Origin of the sequence: Rhizobium sp. Root708, assembly GCF_001429725.1 — a bacterium.
GTDB lineage: Bacteria > Pseudomonadota > Alphaproteobacteria > Rhizobiales > Rhizobiaceae > Rhizobium.
This window is the reverse complement of record NZ_LMHV01000044.1, coordinates 238,890-261,554: the sequence shown is the minus strand read 5'-3', so window position 1 is coordinate 261,554 and position 22,665 is coordinate 238,890. Positions and strand designations below refer to the sequence as shown.

The window sequence follows — 22,665 nt, the reverse complement described above, 5'->3', positions numbered from 1 at the left end:
TTCGCTCAAATGCAGCCCCTGACAGTCGCCAAACAATTGCTCTGGAGGCCGCAAACGATGCGGTATCCGAGTTCGTACGGTTCGTTCGTGACACTGACGTCGGGAACGATCTCGTCGACGAAATTGAACTTCCCATTCCTAAACATATGCTGGTGGAAGCCTTCTCGCGGGTCATCGCGGCGGAGGACCGACCGGATGTCCGGGCATTGTTGGTAAAGGCGGGACTGACCTTGAGCCAGTATCACGTCGGGCTGGGTGAGCGCATTAAGGTGCGACCGATCCCTTCCGACACAAGGCAACGGTCCCCCGATGTTTTGCTCGCTCGGAGATTCACCCGGACCCTTCTTCTTACCGCATCCGAGCGGACGCGATTGACGGACGTATATAGAACCGCCCTAAAGCGCGGACGTCACTAAGGAAGACACGCGGAAGACGGCAAGGTTTCACGCCCGATATTGCGTGTTCACGAGAAGTGGTGCGGCTCGCTTTTTCATCGATTTCGCAACCAACCCCACGCGACTAAAATATTGACTCCTACTAAAAAGAGAACATAATAAGAACATTCAAGCCTTGGAAAGGAGAAGCGCGGCTATGACCAAGACGCCGATAACGCGGTCGTGGGCGGATGAAATATCGGGCACGTACTGGACGATGCCTGCGCAGGCATCGCTTGCCGAGATCCACCCGCTATTGATGGCGGTCTTGCTCGTTATCGCTGGTTATCAAGACTGGTCCATCTATTCAGCAGACGCTTACGACATGGCGTGGGGCGGTCCGCTTGGCAGTGTCGAGGTCGCTTTCGAAACGAGTGCGTCCCGATTGAGAGCTTCTACCCATTGATGAAAGAAGCCGGTCGGGTGAATGCTTACCGAGCAGACACCGATTTTGCCGTCGAAACCGCGCTCGCTTTCCATGACGATAACGAAGGCGACGATCGCCACACTTCTCAACGATATAGAGCATCTCCCGATTCCAGTCGGCGCTGGCTGATGCAGCCCTGAGCCAAGGTATGACCCGAGGCTGGAAGCCAAAATTCGAGCGCGACTTGCGACGCGAGTAATCCGTGTGAACAATCCCGTCAAACACGCCAGGAGATCAAGATGAGTGATATTGACCGCCAAACACCTAAACGTGCGCCCAAGCTGGTCGCCCACAAGTGTCATTGCGGTGACTGGGCTGGTTTCGGTTTCTGCAAGGGGGACAGCCAGGACTGGTGGTGCTGGAAACACTATCCGTATAAGACGTCAGCGAGACTGGAAGCTGCGGAACTTGCCGCTAAGCTTGCGAGAGATGCTGCCTCGATCACAGCCGTTGATTTGCCCTTACGGACAGTGAATGACTTTCCTGGCTGGGAGGAGGCGGCACGGACCGCATCAGACCAGGTACGTAGCTGTGACTTTGGAGGGAATGGAACCCGCACGGACTGGGAAATGTGCGGGTTCCGGAGAAATATGCACTGCCTGCTATTCTGCCGCTACTTCAGAACACATGCGACATGCCTAATATACGGCGCCGATAGTTACCAGACTGCTAACGCAGATGGGATTACCTTTCCACGGACGACTTCGAATCGTCGGTCTGATCTCCAGACAAGAGGCTAATCGGGGCGGTCTTTTTGAAAAGGCTCATTCCTGGAGCGGGTTTCCGAAAAGGTCCACCGGCACCGCAGCCTTCTGTCGCTCAACTGTAGATGGCCCATCAGTGATCTTGTCGCCGAACGACCGAGTGCCACCCGACCGCCCCGACCATCGCCCGCGCCTTCGCTCTCGCGCAAAACCAGGCCGGGTCCGCTCACACTTTAAGAACATCTGATAGGGTTTGGATGATATGCCGGAACTCTACGGGTTTTTGAAGGCGCACAACTTTCTCAAATCTTTCCGGAATAACTTCCTGATCGTATCCAGTGATGAATAGGAAAGGCACGCCATCCTTCATGAAGTCACCGGCCAGTTCGAAAGAGCGCCCACCACGCAGATTTATGTCGAGAACCGCAGCGTGGTGTCGCATCGGCGATCTCTGCTCGCGCCGCGCCCTCCGTCGCGCATGGGCCTAGCACCTCCGCTCCCGCCCCCTTCAAGGCGCGGGCGGTATCGGTTGCGAGATAGTAGTCATCCTCGACGACCAGGACACGTTGTCCCGAGAGGTCAGCTTGTCCGGTCATATCGATCGCTCCCCCAAACACAATCGCACGCCGCGGAGCGCGCTCGTCTCCAAAACGCTCCCCCCGTCTTGCAACGGGAACTCCAAATGGCATTGCGCGCCGCCATCCTCGATGACGATTTTCCCATGGCCCTTCAGCTCATACGGGATGCGTCCCTCAATCAGTTCGCTGCCGAAACCGACCCGTTTGATACTTGACGGCGCGGTGCGAGCCGGCGCGCCGCTCTCGTTCCAGTCGAAGCTAAGCCACCGAGCGCCTTGCTTATCGATGATTTTCCATCGTACGCGCACCACGCCCTCCGACGTGGACAGGGCGCCATATTTTCTAGCATTTGTCGCGAGTTCATGGATGGCCAACGTCATGGTCTCAGCGGCTTTCGGCGAAAGTGTCACGTCCGGCCCGTTAACATCGATCTGATCCTTGTTCTGAGCAAGCGCGGCCAGTTCGTCTTGTACGACGCTTGCTATTCCGGCACCGGTATTTGGACCGCGAGTAAGAAGCGCTTGCACACGGGCGAAGGCACTTAGCCGGCCAGCCAGGACTTCCTTATATTCTTCGACGCTAGCGACGCCCTCTGCGGTCCTTGCCGCGATCGACCGGATGATTGCCATGATATTACGCACACGATGCTGTAGTTCGGCCAGCAACACGCCTTGATGCTCGATCGCCAGCTTCGATTCAGTAATATCCTCGGCGATGCCACCGATCCTGGGAATGTTGCCATCGTCACGAAGCGGGAAATCAGTATTCCTAATCCAGCGAAATACGTCGTCTGCGGAGCGCTGTATGCGAAACTCATGCACAACCGACTCACCATCGCGCGCCGCCTCCATGTGCCTAAGAGCACTCTCCCGATCTTCTGGAACGATCAGCGAAGCCCACAGCTTCATGTCACCGAGGAAGGTACCCGGCTCGACTCCATAAATCTTCGCGATCGCGGGACTGACGAACTCCATCTCCAGGCTTTTTGCGTCCCTTATCCAAAGCCCTGCAGACGAGGCTCCAGCAAACTGCTGGAACCGTTCTTCGCTTTCGCGCAGGCGCGCCGCATCGATGTCACGCGCGATAATAATCGCGGCGCTCTGGGTAATCAAATCAGCGAGGCGGACGTCATCTGCCGTAGCCGCGCGCGGTTCGGGCCAATAAAGGGCGAAAGTGCCGACGTAGGCGCCGGTCGATGAATGGATCGGGAAGCTCCAGCATCCCCGGTACCCGTGGCGCATGGCCATATGGCGCCACGGTAACCAACTGGGATCTTCCATGACATCGGCGGTCAGGACAGGTCGACCGGTGTGTGTCGGCAGACCACAAGCCAGGCTATCGGCTCCAATCTTGAAATTCTCCACCTCGGCCGCGTAATCGTCTGCCATCCCGGTGATATGACGCAGCGCCGTGCCCTCGGCATTGGCCCGGTAGAACGCAAACCGAAGATCGTCGTGGAACAGTTATCGCAGTACGGCCACTAACCTCTAATGACTGTTCAAGCGGCCCGCCCTTAAGCGCGAGTTCAAGCGCTTCGCGTTGACCCGCCAGCGTTGCCTCGACGCGCTTTCGCTGGGTGATGTCTGAAAACACTTGGCATATGCGACGACTGTCGGCTCCGCCGATACGAACTATGTACACATTCACCCAGCGGTCGGTCAGCTTATTGTGGTGTTCCATCCGAATCGGCTCGCCACTTTGACGAACGCGCTCGAAGAGCTCCATGGCCTCCAACCAGTATTGGTCGGTCACGGAATGCAACTCGCTCCCGAGCTTTCCAACCACACCGCTGAAGCCCGTCAATTGTTCAACGGCAACGTTTGCTTCTATGTAGCGGATGTCGGTAGCATGACCAGTCTGGTCTTCGATGAGATCGACGACCAAAAATCCCTCATCGATACCCTCGAAAAGCGTGCGATATTTCTCCTCGCTATCGCGAAGCGCCTCCTCAGTTCTGCGACGCTCGGTGATATCGACGAAAGTGACGACGGTGCCGTCGATGCGGTCCTCGATGGTTCGGTAGGGCCGAAGTCGCATGACGAACCATTGACCGCCGCGGCTGCGGATTTCGCGCTCCAATGGAGTCAATTTTTTCAGGACCTGCTGGGCGTCATGTTCAATGTTCTCGTACTCGAGGCTGTGTCGGAAATCTGTAATGGCTCGGCCGATGTCAGCGCGAGTGACGTTGAACAGGTCCGCCACCGGAGGGGTGAACATCTTGATCCGCAGATCCGTGTCGAGGAACAGGGCGCCGATCTCAGTCGCCGTTGTGAGGTTTTGCAAGTCGCTGTGCGCGACCGAAATACTCGCCAGTTTGCTTTTCAGCTCTGCGTTGACTGTATGCAGCTCCTCATTGATGGACTGAAGTTCTTCCTTAGAGGTCTCCAGCTCCTCGGCTGTGGAGCGATATTCCTCATTGATCGACTGCAGTTCTTCATTCGAAGCACGCAGGTCCTGAACGGTCACCTCCTGGCTGTTACGGCTGGCGACCAGAGCCTCCTGCGCGAGCTTCAACTCTGCGTGCAGCCGCCGGACTTCGTCTGGCCCAGCATCCGGCGCGATGTCCATCGCTTCGCTCTCAGATACAGCTGCACCTTCCATGAATGACACCAGCGCTTGCGCTCCCATGTTGGCTGCGGCCGGCACGGGTATCACGTGCATTGCAACACGCCGCGTTTCGCTGTCAAAGGCCACGAGCGTCGGATGCGTCAGGGTCGGCTGCTTCTGATCAAGAGCGCGGGCCAGTGCCAGGCGAGATCGAGCCGCAGTTCCGGCCGGACAATCGCTGGGAGATTATTGGACAACGTTCCGCCGGAATGGAGGATGAATCTGCCAACGCTCGGCGAGAAGTGCAGAACATTGTGCATATCATCGACGAGTGCGGTCGGCGGTGCGATCTGCTCCAGCGCCGAGAGGTGCATCGCCGCAGTAAGATTGGTGTTGTCGGCCCGCGTTGGAATTGTCTCCGTCGGCAAAGCCAATCGCTCCGGTGTCGAGAAAGGCATGACCGGCAGCAACTGGGTAGTTTGGTGTCGAGCGCAATAGATACGAGCGTCTCGATCCAGCGGCGCAAACAGCTCTGCCGCCGAATCGGCCGTTTCGGCCGAACCAAGGAACAGATAACGCCCCGGTCTGAGGCAGTAGTGGAAGACAGCGTGCAATTGCTGCTGCATAGCACGTTCGAGATATATCAGAAGGTTGCGGCAAGCGATAAGATCAAGCCGCATGAACGGCGGATCTTTAATCACGCTGTGTTTGGAGAAGAGGACGCTTTCTCGAACTTCCTTGCGCACTCTGTAGTGCGTCCCTTCGTCCGTGAAGAAACGGGCAAGTCGCTCTTCTGAAACGTCTGCCTCGATGGAGCGTGGATAGCGACCCTCCCGTGCTGTCGCCAATGCCCCCTCATCAAGGTCAGATGCAAAGATTTGTACTCTTGGATGCAGCTTTCGCCGGGCCGCTTCCTCATGCACCAGGATGGCGATACTGTAGGCTTCCTCGCCAGTAGCGCAGCCGACCGTCCAAATTCGGATTCCGTCATCGCCTTCGGGATCGAGATCGTCACATCCAAGGAGAAAACACCGACCGGCGCCAATATCGATTTCGTTTTGACGGAGGCTCGTGTGGTGTTGCCCGGCGCCCAGGCGCTCTTGGGGTTCTAGCTCGCAATTGTGCTGACCACTGCCTTCGCGGGTCTCGATCGCTCTGCGAGAGCCATCCACTGCTTTGCTCTTGGATGCGTGGCGATCGCAATCGTTCTCCTGGTGACGCCGGCAGCTTATCATCGGATTGTTTACAAAGGAGCGGAAGTGGCAGCGTTCTATCGCACCGCCAGCCGCCTCCTTTTGATGGCGACAGTGTTCCTGGCGCTGGGGCTCGCAGCGGATGTTGACGTGGTAATCAGAAGGACTACGCAGCATCAAGCTTTCGCAAATACAACGGGGCATCGTGATCGGGCTAACTCTTGTCGGCTTTTGGCACGTTTGGCCGCTCTAGGAGCGTACACGCAGGAGCAACGCACGACGAAAGCGTTGGGGGTCTCAGTGGTCGAAAAGTGAGGCGGATGCCTTCGTGGTTTATTTCCTTCGCTCTGCCTGAACTGCGTTTTGCGCACCCCGGTCAATTCGTTTAGATATTTCTCATCGAGTATCGCTGAAACCCAAAGCGTGCTTGATCACCGGTCGGCCTCGGAGAAGTCCGCCTGTCTGACCCAAGCGATCTCCGGTTTGGCAGGCGGAACGCAGGTGCGGCGGGGACCATCGTAAGGCTGGTAAGTGTTGTCCGATGCTCGGTAGGACTGAAATCGCTCGGCACACCAAGCGGCACCACCGCCCGCTGCGTATGAGGTAGTAACCGTCGCGACCGCGCTTTGAGCTGGCGTTGCCACCGTATATGGTGAGACACAAATCTTATTGTCCCCGCTGTAGGCCCGATAGCTGTTAGAGGTGGGATCGTAAGAACGATAGCGCGATCCGCACCACGCCACGTGTTCAGCGGAATAGCTTGGCGTCGTCGCGTTCGGTGCTTCACTTGGCAAGTCTATCGCAGCGACTGCGGACGGGACCCTCGGCGGGTCTGTAACATAACTGGAATAAACAGCGGGAAGGCGTTCATAGTTTTGGATGGCCGTGTCGATATGGACGGGCGCGTTTGTCCAAAGCTCCGATGAGGACGAGAGTGTGTTCAATGAACGGGGCTCCGAACCGGCCATGATCGCGGACGCGGCGGAGGAGAGTGCGATGCAGCCGCCCACGGCACTGGAAATGCAAAAGACTAGCGAAGCTATGGTCTTCATCCTTCGTCTCCCAAGCAGAATAGTTAAACGGGAGGGACGCGGCAGTCGCCGCGCCCCTCGGAGACGGTCAATTGATGACTTGGATTACCTTGCGAGAAGACGGCTCGACGATGACCCGCTCCTCATTGACGATCGCATAGGCGTATTTCGGGTTTTCGGGGACAGGCGTCACGACAACCGCTTCAGGCAGCGGCTGACCGACGACGACCTTTTCTCTTACAACAATCGCGGTTGTCGGAGCCGGCGCTTCTCTCACGTAGGTAACGACCTTTTGTGGCGGCGGATCGATTATTGTGCCAACGACAGCGCCGGCCACGCCACCGACTGCTGCGCCAACAGGACCGCCAACGATCGCACCGGTAACAGCACCGCCTGCAGCGCCATTGACTGTGGAAGATTGGGCATAGGCAACACCAGACATCAAAGCGGCAGAGGCGGCTACGCCAATTATCACCTTATGAAACATCTTAGACCTCCTTCTAGTCGTACGCGGCCCGTTTCAACCGCGGCAGAAGAACGGATGGTTGGGGATCGTGTTCCCTATCTCCGACTTTGGTCCGGGGTTTAGAACCGCTGCACTGCCCATTGGTTATCAACGGCAACTGTCGTCCGCAGCTGACGTGACAATACGCAGCGGCAGAACCTTGGAGGAACGTCAAAATGAACAACCTGATTTGGCTCGTCGGTGCCGTCGTGATCGTCATCGCTGTCTTGAGTTTTTTTGGACTACACTGAGGCCGTTCGAAAGGACGACGTAGACAGTCTTCAGTTTTGGACGGCCTTCTCGAGTGGATCGTGTCCCTGGCCATGAGACCTCCAGTTCGCATACCACCCTGCCCGATCGCTTCTAGCGTTTGCCAAAGTTCGGGCGAACCATGAGCGATGATACCGCCACGTTCGGCAGCAACGCTCCGGCGGGCGTTATCTCTGGGTGCGTAAAGAGAATGTGTGCCAGGGAAACGCGCGAAAAGACCAATGTCCCGGAGCAAGCAACTCTCGATCCGGTAGCCCAGCCGCCGTCAGCCGGGATCACGATACTCCTCACGATCGCACGTCGCGAAGCCCACCTCCTATCCTCTTGCCAGCTTCTCGCTGTTGAGTGCAACGATCGAGAAAGCGCGGTCGATCTATGAAGTGTGTGACACCGTGGGCTTATCGAACGAAACGCCCGTCAAGCGCTCGCGCGCCAAGTCAAGAAGGTCGGGCTGCTCCCTTACACCGTCTCGCCAAAATCCCAACAATACGGTTGCAACGTGCAGCACCTTGCGGCGGTCGCCCTCGATCTTGTACTCGCGACAAAGGGAGTTTCAACGCAAAGTTTATGACTGCAAGGTCTGCGTAGTGCGCGTGAATCCGGAGATTGTTTTTTTCAGTCATGGTACACTTCGTCGGCCCCATGCGACGATTAGCAGAATCGCGGCAAGTCACTATGACGGACGGTGAAAAAGTTTGCGGCTTCGAAACCATTTAGAGGTTCACCGCATAGCTCGGATCGGTAATCGCGTTTGAATTCGTTAGCTTCTGTCTGTTTTTTCAAAGATCCGGAATCCCCAATGCAAGGATTAGCGAAGCCCCACCAACTCAACCCTTGGCAGAATCCTTCCAGTGTTCCCGTTCGGAGCCGCCGCAAGGTAGAGACCAACTTTGTTATCCTGAAAACGTCGCGCCGCAACAGCGTGCGGAATGCATTGATGCTGAGTGTTGGAAACTACTAAAGGTACACAATCGAGTGGCGCGAACCTGCGGCCCTGACTATCCAGCCCAATACTGCCATTCGGAACAGCATGAGGGAGACGGGAAAGCTCCCCCATGACATATTTCCTTATGGGATTGGCTCTTGATGAAGCAACTCACTCAGTGGGAGTTCTCCTCGATGTAATTATCGCGGGTACTCCGATGGCGGTAGACCAGGCGGGCACGTCGGTTAGCACAACGGTGTTGGCCCCTATCATGACGTGGTTTCCGATGCGGATGTCGCCGAGGATGACGGCACCGGCGCTTATGTCCACGTTGTTACCGATCGTCGGAGCGCCGAGCTCTCCGGCGTTTCGTATGCCGATAACAACCCCATTTCCTATCCGACAATCATCGCCAATACGCGCATAACCGCTGATGACGATGCCGCCGAAGTGATCCATCAGGAGATTTCTCCCAACAGGGGCTTCGCAAGGCAACTCGATCCCTGTAAGCACCTGGATCGCCCTGAACATCACCTTATATGCCAGCGAGAAGGCTTTTCGAAACAGAGACGGACGAATCCCATATCTCCATCTTCCGAATCTATAGACGACCATCACCCAGAAGCCTTGCTTGGTCCAGTTTCCCCCGTAGGCACGAAGGTCGGCACGAATATTGTCGAACACAGCCTCTCCGTTCATAGATCACCAAACAGATCGACGCAGGCTCTCCGCGCGATAACGGCTGGCCACTTAGCGTGCGGAAAACGATGGAACTGTCCAGTTCTACAAATGGCTGAAATCAGTCCGCTGCAGATGAGCGAGCGCGTCGCATCGTTCCACCTGAACGATAGAACGGGAGGCATCGGTCTACGCGAGCGGCACGACAGCCCCGGCGGCTACGCTGAACCGACCGCAATCCTCGACCGAGCTTTCTAGCATGGCAGCGAACCGCATGGTGGCACAGTTGGACAGAATAGAAAGGCCGCCCGCCCGGCGCTCGGTAGCTTGCAAGCGCGAAGCAGGATGACTGAGTTAAGCGCAGATCATTTGCCGACCACCGCCGCGGCTGGCGAAAAGTTGCGCTCTTATTTTTCAGCGCGGCTGAGAAGAATGCGCATTTCCTCGAAGCGGCGTTTGCGCTCGGCGTCGTCAACGCTCGGCGCATAGCATGTGCTTGAAGCGCAGAAGCGGGCCAAGTTGTGTGGCTTGTCTGACTTATCGAACTCGCATTCAAATATATCGGTCATCTCGGCAGGCGCCGTTCCCTGCCTCGTCGAGTAGGACATGCGAACACCCGGCGGCTTCAATTCCGGGAAGGATTGCACTGTGCCGATGGCTAGCTGGTCGGTCATGAAAAAACTCTTGGCAACGGATCTGCAAGTATCCTCGAGTTCCGGTGACTGCGCTATCGCTGCTGCCGGCATAACGAACATGGCAAACGTAAGAAATATGATCGGCTTACGCACTGGTTACTTCCTCCATTGTTTCCGCCGTTAAAAGTAGTGCGGTAAGGGCGAAAGCAAATGGCAGACCTATTTCGTCGAACGTGGCTGTGGCGGGAACAATCCGCAAGATTACCAGTTGACTAGCGAGTTGCCAGTCTCTTCGGGATAATGCCATGACCAATGTCGTCTCTCCACCCGTGCCGCAGGCTTTCAAATCTCCTCTCCGCTCGATACCCCTTCATTTCGCCGCCGCGTGCTTCACTGGCGCCCTATTGACGGATATCGCCTATTGGCAAACGATGCAGATGATGTGGACTAATTTCTCCGCTTGGCTTCTGCTTGCGGGCGTCGTGCTCGGTGCGGTCGGGTTTGCCGCTGGGGCGATCGATGCGGCGAGAGGCCTTCTTGCCTTGAGAACCGCGGCCGGGCGGGTCTATGTCGTTGGCGGACTCCTCGTGCTTGTCGCCGCGATTTTCAACTCGCTCGTTCACAGCCGCGACGCTTGGACGTCAGTGATGCCTCTCGGATTGGCGCTCTCGATAGTCACTGTCGCGCTGGCGCTGATTGTTGCAGCGCTCGGAGCTCGCGTTCAGCGCCTCACCGCAGGAGGATGGTAGTATGTTGTTACTTCTGTCGCGGCCACGCCGCCCTGTTACGGCGTTTCTGTTCGCGAGTGCCGGCATGTTGGCGCTCGCGGGATGTAGCGACAAAGAGCCCGATCCGGCGGAGATCGGACCCAATCCGAAGCTTCCGGCGCAGGCCTCGTACTTCGTGCCGCCGATGAACGTCGCAAAGGTGGTCGGGTGGAAAGATGGCGAGACACCAAAGGTCGCGGCGGGACTCAAGATCCAGGCCTTGGCTACCGGGCTGTCCCATCCGCGTTCCGTTTATACTCTTCCCAACGGCGACGTTCTCGCGGTGGAATCCACAGCGCCAGAGGGGGAGCCTATCACCCGGCCGAAAGATCTGATCGTGGGATGGATACAGGCCCTCGCGACAGGTGGCGGCGGAGGTGGAGGTAAGGCCAGCAATCGTATTACGTTGCTGAGGGACGCCGATGGAGACGGCGTCGCTGAGACAAGGGAGGTGTTTCTCGATCATCTGAATTCGCCCTTCGGGGTGGTTCTAGTTGGAAGCGATCTTTATGTTGCCAACACCGATGCCATCGTTCGTTATCCCTATCGCACGGGTGCTACCAGGATGACTGAACCCGGGACCGTTCTTACCGAGTTGCCCGGCGGACCGATCGACCACCACTGGACGAAGAGCCTAGTCGCAAGCGAGGACGGAAACGTCCTTTATGTCGGGGTCGGCTCCAACAGCAACATAACGGAGAATGGTATCGAAGCGGAGGAGAACCGCGCAGCGATTTGGGAAGTCGAACGTCAAACTGGTCGCCACCGGATTTTCGCGGCCGGTCTGCGCAACCCAAATGGACTAAGCTTGGAGCCGCAGACAAAGGCGCTTTGGACGGTTGTGAATGAACGCGATGAGCTGGGCCCGAACCTGGTGCCCGATTACATTACATCGGTAAAGGAGGGTGGCTTCTATGGCTGGCCCTACAGTTATTACGGGCAAAATCTCGATCCGCGAGTGATGCCGCAGCGTCCAGATCTGGTCGAAAAAGCGATCGTTCCCGATTATGCGCTGAGTTCGCACGTGGCGCCGCTTGGCATGACGTTCTACAACGCCGACAATCTGCCCCAGCCCTATCGAGGCGGCGCGTTCGTAGGTGAGCATGGAAGCTGGAACAGGCATTCCTTCAATGGCTACAAGGTCGTGTTCGTGCCATTTACCGATGGAAAGCCGAACGGATCGCCGCAAGACGTGGTGACCGGCTTTCTCGACGATCAAAGCCAAGCGCGAGGCCGCCCAGTTGGTGTGGGCGTTGATAGCAAGGGGGCGCTGTTGGTTGCCGATGATGTCGGCAATACGATATGGCGGATAGCTGCCCAATGAACGGATAACTCCTGGCGAAGGGGAGCCTGTGACGATGACGAGCTCAGGCGGGTTGCACTGCGCGCGGCAAAAAAAGGATGCGAAGGGAGTGGCGACCGTTGCTCCGGTTCGTTCATAGAGTCCACTAGGCGCCTGCGGTTCCCGGAACCGCCGGGCCATCACATCATTCAAGACTTCGAAATCATCGCTCCCGTCCATCTGATCGATGCGGTTTTGGGGTACAGCGGAAACAGTGGAACCGGGTCGCGTCTTAGTGGGTTCCCTTCCACAATTTACAAACACTGAGGGCCAGGTTCATGGAAACACCCGCCGCCAACATCATTGTCGCCACCCGCACGGCGTTTACTCAAGCCACTGCTCTTGCCGTTCAGTACGGTTTCTCCATCGTTGGAGCCCTTCTTCTGCTTGTTGGCGGTTGGATGCTATCTGGAATCATCAGCAGATGGGCTTATCAGGGCATATCCCGTATCCACGGAATCGATGAAACGTTGGCGAGGTTTTTCGAAAACGTACTGCACTACGGACTCCTTGTTCTGGTCTTTGTCACCGTACTTGGGCAGTTTGGCGTCCAGACCGCATCCATTATCGCCGCGCTCGGTGCCGCTGGCCTGGCGGTTGGATTGGCACTCCAAGGCACGCTCCAAAATATCGCGGCCGGCATCATGCTTCTCGTCCTGCGGCCGCTGAGGGTCGGCGAATATATCGAGACGGGCAGCGTGAAAGGCTTCATCGTAGAGATCGGCCTGTTTGCCACGGAGATGAAGACTGCCGACGGCTTGTATCTCATGGCACCAAACTCCACCCTTTGGAACACGCCAATTACCAATCACAGCCGCGAGTCCAATCGCCGGCAGGAACTTTCTGTCGCCATTGGCAACGATACGGATGCCAATGCGGTCAAGAAGGAAATACTCTCAATCGTAGCGGCTGATGAACGCGTGCAAAAACAACCCCAGCCGCGCGTTTTCTCAAATGACCTGACTGCAGACAAGACAGTTCTCACGTTGCAATATTGGGCGCGAACCACACAATGGTCCGAGACACGTTACGATATGATCGACAGGTTGAAGGATGGGCTGTCTGCTAAGGGCATCGCTCTCAAGTAGGTGATCGGCGATCGGGTCAGTCGGCCGTTTCGCCCACAGTATCCACAACGGCGGCCGCAGGCGACATCCGCAAGGTGTTGACCGTTTTGGTGTCCTCGGACGTTATCGCAGGTCGTCGGCAATTGGCGCGCGGTGTCCATTTTCTATCTCCATCGCGGCTTGCGGCTAACATTGTGAATGAGCTCCGCCGGCGTCGCGAAGCGCCTAAAAAGCTTCAGAAGCCGAACTTCCTCTGCCTTCTCGACATGGTTTCGTTTACAGAAATCTCGGACTCCCCAAACCCGTATCGACGCCTCCTTGGCAACTGCCGGCTCCACGTGCTCTGTCATAGCGCTCCTCCAGTTCGGTATATCAACATACCCATTTAGGCATATTAGGATAGGCTAAATACAGCGATGCATAAGCGGCTGTTTGGTTTGTACGGTTTCCGACAGAAGCTTCTGGGTGTTTGGGCGAAATCTACGAGCCCCCGCGGCGAGTGCCCACACTCTCGATCGCGCTCTCGGTATACATTGTTATCGCGAGCCGCCGTCCATTTCGGATAACTGGCACGAAGCAACTCAATGTCGGCACGTGCCAGCCGCGACAAGGCTAGAGCCCCCGCCTAGGAACTGCGTCCCGGCGGCACTTTGGCAGGAGAACTTCAACGTGAACCAATCCCTGCTCCCGTAGGTCTGACCAGAAGGTCGCAGGTATGGCAGCGTTGAAATGGCCACATTCGCCTCTATGTCGGCTGGCTTTACCGCGCCGGAGACGACGGAAGAGACGACCTTAACGCCGGGAGCCGCGAAGGACGGCCAAGCCAGGGGACGGCGGAAATCGATTACCGGCCTGTGATGCGGATCCCTCGAACATGAAATAGCCTATACGCGTGCGCGGATGCAGCGCCGCGCTCGACCTGCAGATGAGCGAGATCGTCGCTTAGCTCGCCGATCGGTTCAGGAGGGGTTAGGTGCCTACAGAGGTCATTTCTAAGATTGAAGTCTGCTGACCGCCTCCACCACTTCTCGCAGCGCGACCGGCTTTTGAAGGCGTTCGATATTTTCCAGCTCCTCCGGGATGACATCCGGATCATATCCGGTGAAGAAAAGAAACGGTATCCCGAGCTCGACGAGACGGTGCGCAATCCGAACTGCGGGCCGCCAGCTCCCAGATTAAGGTCAAGTACGGCGGCTGTCGGCGTCTCATCCTCAAGAAGACGGAATGCGTCCTCTGCAGTCGGAGACGGCCCGAGGACGACTGCTCCCGCGCCCGAAGGGCGGCGGCCGTATCCGACGCGACGTAGTAGTCGTCCTCCACCACCAGGATCGTTTTTCCAGTCAGGTCCGGCGCTCTGGTCATGTCTACGGTTCCTCCATATAGGCGGATGAGTGCGGGCGCATCCGTCTCCTAGTGCTTTGTGCGTCTCGAAGAGGGAACTCGATATGACTGCGCTCCGCATACCTTGGGCGAGAGCGTGACGTCGGTACCAGTCATCGCGTACCAACATCGAGACACTCCCAGAACATTGCGCCAGTTAGTCGATTTGAGGGCACGCCCGCGCGAGCCGTCGGATAGGTTTCCTCGCGGGTTTCAGACGGTAGCGAGAGTTCAGCCATCGCGGCGCCCGTTGCGACGGAGCAGGCCTAAACTCACTTCCGGCGCCTCTTCCTGATGCGCAAGAGGGGCCGAGCTAGACGGTGGCGCACGGCTCGTGAATCGGACAGCCATTGAATTGCTCGCGAAATGCCGCCGAGTGCTCGTAGGTTGCCTTGCGGGCGCGATTGATGTTTCCGAGCGGACGGTGCGCTTCAATCCCTGTCCATATGCTGAAACGCATCTCTTCGTCGACCCTTTGGACCTGTTCTGGATCCCAGCTATTCTGAGGTTCGGCACGGAGGGTCGCCACTGGTACGAATGGCGCGTCGACTTCCTTCCACTCGACAGTCGGATCCTCAACGGGCTGCTTGTCGAGATCACGACAAAGCTGAACTTGAAACTCCCACTCGCAGGTTAGATGCGACATCCCAGCTTGGAGCGCTTCGCGGATCGCATCCTCGCGGTCGCCGGCGTCAATCTGTTTGCCGGTCAGCTGTGTCAGGTCTGCCGAAACTGGCCTCAACCTGAACTTGGCGATATAGTCGCCGTATCGAAACGGCGTGACGCTGAAATAGGTTTCGCCGAGCGGATCGACATTGGTGCGCCGCCCATGGACTGAACCGTTGTGCTTGACACTCCCACGGTTTCGAGTGCGGTATTGACACCTTGCGGGACGGTGGACATTGCCTTCTTCGTTCCCTCCATCCTGTCCGTTGTTTTGGCAAGCATTTTAAGGCTGCCCAGAAATTTCTCCGCCGTTTTCGCCTGGAAAATCGGCCCGTTGACCATTATGAAGTCCTGCGTGTCTCCCTGGGCGCCCGGCAGGCGCTCACCCGCAACGCCAACAACCTTGAGAGCGACCCCGCGCGGAAGCGACACGGCGTCCGGCAAAATGTCGCCGGCATTGGTCGAAATCCTGAGATGGGCGTCGTATGCGCCTGGCTGAGCAAAAACACCCAGCGCGAGTTCCAGAGCAAGGCCGGCATGCACCGTAAAAGTAGTTTTCAGGATCCCATGGGCTTTCGCATGCACCGCGCGGACAGCGTGACCGTAGTCCGTGGAAGTTTTCCCGAGGATGACGTCGAACGTTTCGTTCAGTTCGCGGATCGTCTTCTGCTCGTCTGGTTGATGCTCTTCGACATCGGCTGAGTAGTGGACTGGAAATGCTTGGGCCACGAGAAATCCTTTCGGCGAGTGATCCACATCAAAGCTCGATCCTCGCGAAATGTTCCCGGCACTATGCTTTCAGAAAGACCGAAAGTTCTCTGGCGACCGCATCGGGATCCTCGCGCTGCGGAAAGTGGCCCACATTTTGAAGTAGGATGCGCTCGAACGGTCCCGAAAACTTCTCATGGAGGTCCTCCGATATCTCGGGAGGGTTGACCCCATCCTCCCTGCCCTGGAAATAAATTGCGGGCAACGAAAGGCTTTTCGTTTCCCTCACCCTGTTCTCGAGCCAGGCACTGCGTGGATCGAACTCGGCCTCGCCCCAGCGTGCCCGACAGCTCTGAAGCGTGACTGCGACCCAGTCCGGATTATCAAGGATGCGACACGCGCTCAAAGGTCGCCTCGTCGAACCATCCGTCCGGTGCCCAGTTTTGCCAGTGCAAATGGGCAAAACCATTGCGATCTTTCGCAATCGCTTCGGCCCCCCGCTTAGTCGCCATGAACCAATGATACCAATAGCGTTGTGCCTGCGAGAACGGCGGCAGCTGCAAACCGCCCATGCGTGGCATTGAGGACAGGAGGGCAATTCTGTCGACACGCTCAGGCCAGCCGATCGCCAGCGCTTCTGCGATGTTCGATCCCCAATCATGACCCACCGCGGAAAATCTTTCGATGCCGAGGCCGTCCATTAAAGCAATCGCATCCATTGCAAGAACGGCGCTGTTTGCCGTGCGAGGCAAATCCTCAGATTTGAACGTTGTCGCTCCGAAGCCCCGCAATGTCGGGATGACCATCCTTAGACGGTTGCTAGCCAGCCGGGAGACAACGGCCTCCCATGTCGACGCATCGTCCGGCCATCCGTGCAGAAAGAGCACCGGGTTACCATGCTGTGCACCCGTTTCGATGAATGCGATACGGAGGCTTTCTGTGTCGAGATGAGGCAATGGACACTCCTTCTCTGCACGAACAGGGTGGGCGACAGTTTGTTCCCTTTCGGGGTTGCGTAGACTGCCTCACGACCGGAGGCCGCTGGATCGCGGAAGACCGAAAATTGGTCACCGTCTGCCGGAAACATTGAAGGCTCATCAGGTTTGCTGGCTTCCAACAAAGAAGAAATCCTTGTCAAGGAGCCGGATTTGAGAAGACTCCTCCTTGCTGTCGCTCTGCGATTTGATGGAAACGAGGAATTTACCCCTGCCTGATTGCAAGGAATCGCTCCCCGAGCGCCTTTAACGGAAGCCGGTCGGTCGGCCACCCAAGTTCATGTGAATGCATCCTCGTGTACATGCTTGGTTGATAGCAGTGAAACTGGCGCCGCTTGTTGGCCCGGGGCTGCGATGTTTCACGAGTCTCTTATTAGGAAGACGCCGTCGTAGAAACGGGTGCCTGGGACTTCTCAAACCACATCAACCGGGAGAAAATTTCCGAACCGCCGCAGCTATACAAGCGTTTGAAGAGCCGGCATTCGCGGCGTGACTCCGTCACGACCCGTTGGTCATTTCGATTGTTGAGGTGCTACCGGCCTTCCCAAAACGGCCCCGCGGCCAGGGTTCAAGCCGGGGCCATCTTGATGAGTTGGTCGGCAAGTCTCGTCGCACTGTATGGCTTGGAGAAAAAAACCGCATCACGCGGGAGATCAGCTTCATCGGGACGCTGTTTGCCTGAGACAACGACTATCGAGACATTTGGCCATCGGTCGTGAACTACTTCTGCCAGCTTCAGGCCGTTCATACTGCCGGGCATGTCGATATCGGTCATGACAATGCAGATGTCGATAACGGCTACCAGTATTTTGAGCGCGCTGTCCGCATCCTCTGCTTCCAGCGTCTCGAACCCGGCATCCTGCGCCAAGTCCACGGCGAACATACGGACCAGCGGTTCGTCCTCCACGATAAGTATCTTGGCTTTCATATCAATGTACTTCCTGGTTCCCGTCAGCGAGAACATTCGTGGGGCCATACGGTTCCAAGACAAAATACCTCTCTAATGGGAGGTTCTATGCTCGGCAATGGCGACCGCCAGCGTCAACACGGCCGCATCCGGCCGGCATGGCTTCATGACTCTCCTAACACGTTGGAATCGATCTGGTACGACGTCGTCATACCCGGTGACGAAAATGAACGGCAGGTTACGCGACCTGAGAACGTCGGCGACTGCGTAGACCAGATCGTTATCAAGACGAATATCGAGTATGGCGGCTTCGATACCGTCGTCCACAGCGCGAATGCCGTCTTCAACACTTGGGAAAGGTCCCACGACCGAACTGCCGTGAACCTCGAGGGCCGCAGCCATGTCGCTTGCCTGTAGGTAGTCGTCTTCGACCACGAGAACGCGCCGCTTTCGCAAACTGGTGAAAAGCATACAATCCTCGCCAGGTTGGCACCGAGGTCCATAAATCTTCCAAATCTATCTCGCGTGCCTTCAAGCAATTTCAAGACCAAGAGAGAATTGTCGTGTCATCTCGATCGTCTTCCGGCCATACATGTATGTGAGGACAGTCCCGGTGGCCCTGCCAAGCTAATTGAAGGTCTCCACACGCTCTGATTTCTGCCGAGTGCGTTAGTATGGTTCGGCCTGTGCCGGAGCGGCTCAAATTCTCCGATATCCTAACGCTTTCGACAACCACGTTGGCGAGGTGTATTTGGTCGAGAGATGCTCGCGAAGCCACGCTCGCAAGCAACTTTCTTTCCCTGAACCGCGGTCCTCCCGAGCGGCGGCGCCCAATGTCTCCGTTCGATAGCGTACTAAAAAACGCAACGGCTTCCGACGCGATAACGTACCTTGCTAAGGCAGGCCGTGATTTGCGTTATCGAAGGGAGAACAGCCGCGATGAACCTTGGAACCGTTCTTGTCCTTGAAGATGAGCCTTTCATTGCGCTTGACATGGAAGATATGCTTAAGGGCTACGGAGCCTGCTCCGTCATCTCTTTTGATACGCGGGCCGAGGCATTGATATGGCTGGCGTCCAACCGACCCCGGATCGCAGTCGTGGATCCGAGGCTAAACGATGGAGTCTGCACCGATGTCGTCGAAGCGCTCGCGGAAGCGAGTGTGCCCTTCATTGTATATTCCGGGGCGGAGGTCGATGAGACCGTAAGGTATGCCTTCGAGAAAGGGGCATGGCTGGCGAAGCCAACCATGCCCGAGATGCTCGAGGAAATGCTGGGCCGTCTCATTGCCGCCGGCTGAATGGACCCGACATTTCGTTACGAAACTCCCGCTTACTGGCAGGCTTTCACTTCCGCTCATTCGCGGGAGTAAAAGCCTTCATCACAGACGCCAACTCACACCCAATCGGGGCACGAGACATTGCTTTGCTCTTCCTTTTAAGTCATAAAAATCAAATGAGTTAGCTGCCCTGTGCGTACTTGCGCTCTCCTTTGCAAGCATGCATCTGCGGCCTAGAGACAACGGACAATCCATGGCACTGGTAAAAACCTCCCGACTGGGCGTACAGCCGGCCACGAATAAACTGGCGGCTTCAGGACCATCAGCAGATGGCGATGTCGGCGCCTCTTTAGGGTCGCGCCGTTCTCAGGATCGTTCGCGCCTTCGCCGGCAGAAGGCAGCCGAGCGGATCGGGGCGGCGACAGAGGAGTTGTCGACTGGTGTTGGCCAGGCGGCTGCGGCCGCCGAAGAACTTCGTCGCGCGCTCGAGCAGATCGCCAGCGGCGCGGAAGAAGCGGCGGGTGCCGCGCATGAATCACTCGCAGCGACCACGCACTTGTCTTCGAGGTTTAGCGATGCCCGCTCCGAAGCCGAGGCCGCGCGCGCACGCGCTGAGGAGCTTCAGGGGTCGGTATTTGAGGCCGCGGCCCAGATCGATACGTCAGTCACCGCCGTCGACACCAATGCTTTGCGGCAGATCGCCTCGATTGCCGTCGTTGAAAAACTGCAGTCGCAGGCCGAGACGATCGGTGCGACGACGGTTGCGGTTGCTGATATATCCGATCGCACTAACTTGCTGGCCTTGAATGCGGCGATCGAGGCCGCCCGCGCGGGCGACGACGGTCGAGGATTTGCCGTTGTCGCCGACGAAGTCCGTTCGCTGGCCGAAATTGCCGAGCGCAGCTCGCGTGATGTCAACCAGCACGCAGAAACGATCGTTCAGGGCGTGCGCCGGATCGCCGACAGCATGAACTCCTCGGCTGCTAAGTCGCGCGAGCAAGCGGCTTCCGGACGCGCGGTCGCCCAAGAGCTGCAGGCGATCCGTTCGGGTCTGACCGCGCTTTCGCAGAGCGCCCAGACAATCCTCATCGCTGCTGTCGAAGCGGAAGTGGCGACCCGGGAGGCGCAGAAGGGCGCCGAAACTGTTGCGTCTGCCGCAGAAGAACAGTCCGCCGCGGCGACCGAGGCGCAACGCGCCGTGCTGCAACAGAGTACGGCTTTGGAGGAAAGCCAAAAGACCGCTCAGGCGCTGGCTGCTCTTGCCGACGATCTGATCAATGAGGGAAGCCGGGGTTCGCGGGCGGAAGAGTTGAGTTCCGCCGCCGAGGAGTTGTCTGCGACCGTCCAGGAACTTTCCGGCGCCGCCGGCGAAATCCTGATTGCCATCGAGCAGATAAGCCGGGGCGCTGAGGCCCAGGCCGCGGCCACGCAGCAGGCCAACGCGGCGATGGCGCAAATCGAAAAAAGCGCCTCTCAGTCTCAATCAAGTGCCGAACATGCGAGCGAGCGCGCCCGAGAAGTCAAGACCCTGCTCGCGAAGAACAAGGCGGTTTTGACGGGCATTGCGACCGGCATTTCTGACGCTCTGATGGAAACCCGCGATGCGTTGGCGGACCTCAATTCTCTCGGCGAAATTGGCTTCAAGATTGAGCGGACCGTCGACCGGATCGTGCTTGTCTCCGTGCAAACCAACATGTTGGCCGTCAGCGGTTCGGTGGAAGCCGCCAGAGCCGGGGATGCGGGGCGCGGGTTTTCCGTCGTCTCCAGCGATATCCGCAAACTCGCCCAGGATGCGGCCGAAAATATCGATGGCGTGAAGGATATCGTGCGGGCGATCCAGATCCAGATCGCCGCCGTCCAGCGCGAACTGGAAACAACCATTGCCGCATCCGAGGCAGAGATAGCCAAGAGCAGGCTCATTGTTGATCTTCTTTCCGTGGCGGAAACCGACATAGAAGCGATGGTTCGCGGAAGTTCATCCATCCTGGAAGCTGCGCGGGCGATTCTCATTGCCGCCACTCAGGTCCAGGCAGGCACGCAGCAAATCGCTTCTGTCGCTCAGGAAGCGAGCAGCGCGTCCGATCAAGCAGCCACCGCGGCGCGACAACAGTCTCGTGGAGCGGAAGACCTGGCAGCCGCGGTAGAGGAAATCGCATCCTTGGCGGACGAACTCCAAGTGTCAGGAATCTGACACGATGGAAATCTCCCCCTTGAAGGCGGACTTGCGACGTCGGCTCGTGTTCAAGGTTGGGCAGCGGCAGCACGAGATCGACGCCGACAGGGTCCTGGAGGTAGTCAGAATTGGCCACATCACCCGGGTCCCGAATGGTCCCGCGGCTCTGATAGGCATCGCCAATCTACGGGGCCGGCCGATGCCAATCCTGTCGATGGGGCGGCTGATCAGCGGCGATGAGGTCGCCTCTCCTTCCGACGGCAAGGTCATCGTCTATGATCAGGGTGGAGCGGTCGGTCTGCTTGTCGATGACGTGCTCAAGTTATCGGACGAAACAACCGCCATACCGCTCGATGGCTTGGATGGTCTTGTCGATGCCGCATTCAAGACGGCGCGGCGTACGCCTCTCGGGCGGGTGGCATCCGAGGTACGTGACAGGAGCAGCCGAACGAACGTGACGCTGCGACCATTTTTAACGTTTCGCGTCGCAGAGCAACTCTGCGGGCTGCCTCTTGAGCGTGTGCGCGAAATCGCAATGATGCAGGACGCGGTCGCTGTTTTGGCGAATGGACAGGAATCAGTGATAGGGCTTATATCATTGCGCGGCAGTGTCCGGCCTTTGATCTCTTTAGCGTCGTTAATGGGCCTGGAAAGCAACAGATCGACAGCTGAAACACGGATCGTGGTTGTCGAACACGGGGGCGACCTGATCGGTCTTGTCGTCGGCGAGATGGACGTGATCCTTCGACTGCCCGAGCAAGACATCGATACCGTGCCCGCCATATTGCAGCGCGGCCGCGGCGACGCGCAAATCGCGGCGATCGGCAGGGTCGCGGAAGGCGGACGTCTGATCTCGATACTGTCGCCGGAAAAGCTTTTCGGTCACGACGAAGTCGCAAAGGTCATCGAAGAGAAAACAGGAGCCGTACCAATGGAAACAGCGCCTGACGCGGACGATGCAGTCGAGCATTTCCTCATCTTCCAGCTTGGCGAGGAAACCTACGGTCTTCCCATCGTCTCGGTGGACGAAGTTATCAGAGTGCCTACCGATGTCACGCGGATGCCCGGTGCGCCTTCCTTTGTCGCAGGCGTCATCAACCTGCGCGGCAGAGCCATTCCATTGATCGATCAGCGAAGCCGCTTTGATAGCCCGGTTTCAACGCAAATTAGCGCAGCCCGCGCGATCGTGGTGACAATCGGGCGACTTCAGGCGGGCTTCGTGGTCGACGCGGTGTCGGAGATCAAGGCCCTCCCTGCTTCGGCACTCTCCGCAGCGCCCGAGTTTTCTTCCGACCAAACAGATGTTTTCGATCGGATCGCGCATATCGAGGCGGATGGCCGGATGGTTCTTTTGGTCGACCCACAGGAGCTTCTGACCAACGCAGAGCGGGACGTGGTCGCCGCGATCACTGAAGGCAAAGCCGACATTGAGGAAAAGACGGGCAGCATTTGACT

At 57.6% G+C, this 22,665-nt stretch carries 22 protein-coding genes; 9 read left to right on the top strand and 13 right to left on the bottom strand.

Annotation, left to right across the window (positions count from 1 at the left end; genetic code table 11):
- The first annotated feature begins 591 nt into the window (after positions 1–591).
- Positions 592–840 (top strand): hypothetical protein, encoded by a 249-nt coding sequence (locus ASE04_RS29405; RefSeq protein ID WP_056826299.1) that lies wholly within the window; start codon positions 592–594, stop codon positions 838–840.
- Positions 841–1,939: 1,099 nt separating this feature from the next.
- Here the strand turns inward: ASE04_RS29405 and ASE04_RS31855 are convergent.
- Genes ASE04_RS31855 through ASE04_RS31845 form a run of 4 tightly spaced genes read right to left on the bottom strand, consistent with a single transcriptional unit; the run spans position 1,940 to position 5,925 of the window.
- Entirely contained in the window at positions 1,940–2,161 is a 222-nt protein-coding gene (locus tag ASE04_RS31855) for a hypothetical protein (protein ID WP_244490516.1), read from the bottom strand.
- Complete coding sequence (locus ASE04_RS30485) at positions 2,158–3,531, bottom strand: sensor histidine kinase (protein WP_244490515.1); 1,374 nt, start codon at positions 3,529–3,531, stop codon at positions 2,158–2,160. Before ASE04_RS30485 ends, ASE04_RS31855 begins: the two co-directional genes overlap by 4 nt.
- Positions 3,479–4,804, bottom strand: a complete 1,326-nt coding sequence (locus ASE04_RS31850) for a PAS domain-containing protein (RefSeq protein WP_056826297.1) — start codon at positions 4,802–4,804, stop codon at positions 3,479–3,481. Before ASE04_RS31850 ends, ASE04_RS30485 begins: the two co-directional genes overlap by 53 nt.
- 47 nt (positions 4,805–4,851) lie before the next feature.
- Positions 4,852–5,925, bottom strand: a complete 1,074-nt coding sequence (locus ASE04_RS31845) for a CheR family methyltransferase (protein ID WP_443216936.1) — start codon at positions 5,923–5,925, stop codon at positions 4,852–4,854.
- On the opposite strand from ASE04_RS31845, the gene ASE04_RS32320 reads away from it, so the two are divergent.
- Positions 5,812–6,198 (top strand): DUF6328 family protein, encoded by a 387-nt coding sequence (locus tag ASE04_RS32320; protein WP_443216935.1) that lies wholly within the window; start codon positions 5,812–5,814, stop codon positions 6,196–6,198. The genes ASE04_RS31845 and ASE04_RS32320 overlap by 114 nt on opposite strands.
- 116 nt (positions 6,199–6,314) lie before the next feature.
- On the opposite strand, the gene ASE04_RS30470 is transcribed toward ASE04_RS32320, so the two are convergent.
- From ASE04_RS30470 to ASE04_RS29360, 3 genes are all read right to left on the bottom strand, one after another.
- Complete coding sequence (locus tag ASE04_RS30470; RefSeq protein ID WP_244490522.1) at positions 6,315–6,851, bottom strand: BA14K family protein; 537 nt, start codon at positions 6,849–6,851, stop codon at positions 6,315–6,317.
- A gap of 151 nt (positions 6,852–7,002) precedes the next feature.
- The gene (locus ASE04_RS29370) at positions 7,003–7,401 is read right to left on the bottom strand and encodes a DUF1236 domain-containing protein (protein WP_056826293.1); all 399 of its coding nucleotides are present in this window, start codon (positions 7,399–7,401) and stop codon (positions 7,003–7,005) included.
- A gap of 1,384 nt (positions 7,402–8,785) precedes the next feature.
- Positions 8,786–9,298 (bottom strand): serine O-acetyltransferase, encoded by a 513-nt coding sequence (locus ASE04_RS29360; protein WP_056826465.1) that lies wholly within the window; start codon positions 9,296–9,298, stop codon positions 8,786–8,788.
- A gap of 105 nt (positions 9,299–9,403) precedes the next feature.
- Between ASE04_RS29360 and ASE04_RS30910 the strand changes: the two genes are divergently transcribed.
- The gene (locus tag ASE04_RS30910) at positions 9,404–9,550 is read left to right on the top strand and encodes a hypothetical protein (RefSeq protein ID WP_156408920.1); all 147 of its coding nucleotides are present in this window, start codon (positions 9,404–9,406) and stop codon (positions 9,548–9,550) included.
- Between the two features lie 149 nt (positions 9,551–9,699).
- Here ASE04_RS30910 and ASE04_RS29355 read toward each other — a convergent pair whose 3' ends face one another.
- Positions 9,700–10,080 carry a hypothetical protein gene (locus tag ASE04_RS29355; protein WP_056826291.1) on the bottom strand — a complete coding sequence of 127 codons (381 nt, stop codon included), beginning with the start codon at positions 10,078–10,080 and terminating at the stop codon, positions 9,700–9,702.
- Positions 10,081–10,232: 152 nt separating this feature from the next.
- Here ASE04_RS29355 and ASE04_RS29350 point away from each other — a divergent pair, with 152 nt between their 5' ends.
- The 3 genes from ASE04_RS29350 (at position 10,233) to ASE04_RS29340 (ending at position 13,124) form a co-directional block, all read left to right on the top strand.
- Positions 10,233–10,676, top strand: coding sequence for a DUF2231 domain-containing protein (locus ASE04_RS29350; RefSeq protein ID WP_056826290.1), 444 nt, complete (start codon positions 10,233–10,235; stop codon positions 10,674–10,676).
- 64 nt (positions 10,677–10,740) lie between these two features.
- The gene (locus ASE04_RS29345; protein ID WP_156408919.1) at positions 10,741–12,018 is read left to right on the top strand and encodes a PQQ-dependent sugar dehydrogenase; all 1,278 of its coding nucleotides are present in this window, start codon (positions 10,741–10,743) and stop codon (positions 12,016–12,018) included.
- 296 nt (positions 12,019–12,314) lie between these two features.
- Positions 12,315–13,124 (top strand): mechanosensitive ion channel family protein, encoded by an 810-nt coding sequence (locus ASE04_RS29340; RefSeq protein ID WP_056826289.1) that lies wholly within the window; start codon positions 12,315–12,317, stop codon positions 13,122–13,124.
- Between the two features lie 1,672 nt (positions 13,125–14,796).
- Here ASE04_RS29340 and ASE04_RS32120 read toward each other — a convergent pair.
- The 5 genes from ASE04_RS32120 to ASE04_RS29310 all read right to left on the bottom strand — a co-directional run bounded on the left by ASE04_RS32120 (position 14,797) and on the right by ASE04_RS29310 (position 18,230).
- Positions 14,797–15,225, bottom strand: a complete 429-nt coding sequence (locus ASE04_RS32120) for a hypothetical protein (protein ID WP_338012507.1) — start codon at positions 15,223–15,225, stop codon at positions 14,797–14,799.
- Entirely contained in the window at positions 15,222–15,905 is a 684-nt protein-coding gene (locus ASE04_RS32115) for a hypothetical protein (RefSeq protein ID WP_338012506.1), read from the bottom strand. Before ASE04_RS32115 ends, ASE04_RS32120 begins: the two co-directional genes overlap by 4 nt.
- 335 nt (positions 15,906–16,240) lie before the next feature.
- Positions 16,241–16,813 (bottom strand): alpha/beta fold hydrolase, encoded by a 573-nt coding sequence (locus tag ASE04_RS29320; protein ID WP_244490513.1) that lies wholly within the window; start codon positions 16,811–16,813, stop codon positions 16,241–16,243.
- 607 nt (positions 16,814–17,420) lie between these two features.
- Positions 17,421–17,780, bottom strand: a complete 360-nt coding sequence (locus ASE04_RS29315; protein ID WP_056826283.1) for a response regulator — start codon at positions 17,778–17,780, stop codon at positions 17,421–17,423.
- Positions 17,781–17,852: 72 nt separating this feature from the next.
- Positions 17,853–18,230, bottom strand: coding sequence for a response regulator (locus ASE04_RS29310; RefSeq protein WP_056826281.1), 378 nt, complete (start codon positions 18,228–18,230; stop codon positions 17,853–17,855).
- A gap of 468 nt (positions 18,231–18,698) precedes the next feature.
- On the opposite strand from ASE04_RS29310, the gene ASE04_RS29305 reads away from it, so the two are divergent.
- From ASE04_RS29305 to ASE04_RS29295, 3 genes are all read left to right on the top strand, one after another.
- A complete protein-coding gene (locus tag ASE04_RS29305) occupies positions 18,699–19,058 on the top strand; it encodes a response regulator (RefSeq protein ID WP_056826279.1) in 360 nt (119 codons plus the stop codon).
- 232 nt (positions 19,059–19,290) lie between these two features.
- Positions 19,291–21,228, top strand: coding sequence for a methyl-accepting chemotaxis protein (locus tag ASE04_RS29300; RefSeq protein ID WP_056826277.1), 1,938 nt, complete (start codon positions 19,291–19,293; stop codon positions 21,226–21,228).
- A gap of 4 nt (positions 21,229–21,232) precedes the next feature.
- Positions 21,233–22,663 carry a chemotaxis protein CheW gene (locus ASE04_RS29295; RefSeq protein WP_056826276.1) on the top strand — a complete coding sequence of 477 codons (1,431 nt, stop codon included), beginning with the start codon at positions 21,233–21,235 and terminating at the stop codon, positions 22,661–22,663.
- Positions 22,664–22,665: the final 2 nt, after the last annotated feature.

Coding starts and splice junctions, on each gene's coding strand:
- ASE04_RS30485 (WP_244490515.1), bottom strand. CDS start 3,531: ATGGCAGACGATTACGCGGCCGAGGTGGAGAATTTCAAGATTGGAGCC.
- ASE04_RS31845 (WP_443216936.1), bottom strand. CDS start 5,925: ATGATAAGCTGCCGGCGTCACCAGGAGAACGATTGCGATCGCCACGCA.
- ASE04_RS29300 (WP_056826277.1), top strand. CDS start 19,291: ATGGCACTGGTAAAAACCTCCCGACTGGGCGTACAGCCGGCCACGAAT.
- ASE04_RS29315 (WP_056826283.1), bottom strand. CDS start 17,780: ATGAAAGCCAAGATACTTATCGTGGAGGACGAACCGCTGGTCCGTATG.
- ASE04_RS29340 (WP_056826289.1), top strand. CDS start 12,315: ATGGAAACACCCGCCGCCAACATCATTGTCGCCACCCGCACGGCGTTT.
- ASE04_RS29350 (WP_056826290.1), top strand. CDS start 10,233: ATGACCAATGTCGTCTCTCCACCCGTGCCGCAGGCTTTCAAATCTCCT.
- ASE04_RS29310 (WP_056826281.1), bottom strand. CDS start 18,230: ATGCTTTTCACCAGTTTGCGAAAGCGGCGCGTTCTCGTGGTCGAAGAC.
- ASE04_RS31850 (WP_056826297.1), bottom strand. CDS start 4,804: ATGCACGTGATACCCGTGCCGGCCGCAGCCAACATGGGAGCGCAAGCG.
- ASE04_RS29370 (WP_056826293.1), bottom strand. CDS start 7,401: ATGTTTCATAAGGTGATAATTGGCGTAGCCGCCTCTGCCGCTTTGATG.
- ASE04_RS29295 (WP_056826276.1), top strand. CDS start 21,233: ATGGAAATCTCCCCCTTGAAGGCGGACTTGCGACGTCGGCTCGTGTTC.
- ASE04_RS31855 (WP_244490516.1), bottom strand. CDS start 2,161: ATGACCGGACAAGCTGACCTCTCGGGACAACGTGTCCTGGTCGTCGAG.
- ASE04_RS30470 (WP_244490522.1), bottom strand. CDS start 6,851: ATGGCCGGTTCGGAGCCCCGTTCATTGAACACACTCTCGTCCTCATCG.
- ASE04_RS29405 (WP_056826299.1), top strand. CDS start 592: ATGACCAAGACGCCGATAACGCGGTCGTGGGCGGATGAAATATCGGGC.
- ASE04_RS29305 (WP_056826279.1), top strand. CDS start 18,699: ATGAACCTTGGAACCGTTCTTGTCCTTGAAGATGAGCCTTTCATTGCG.
- ASE04_RS30910 (WP_156408920.1), top strand. CDS start 9,404: ATGGCTGAAATCAGTCCGCTGCAGATGAGCGAGCGCGTCGCATCGTTC.
- ASE04_RS29345 (WP_156408919.1), top strand. CDS start 10,741: ATGTTGGCGCTCGCGGGATGTAGCGACAAAGAGCCCGATCCGGCGGAG.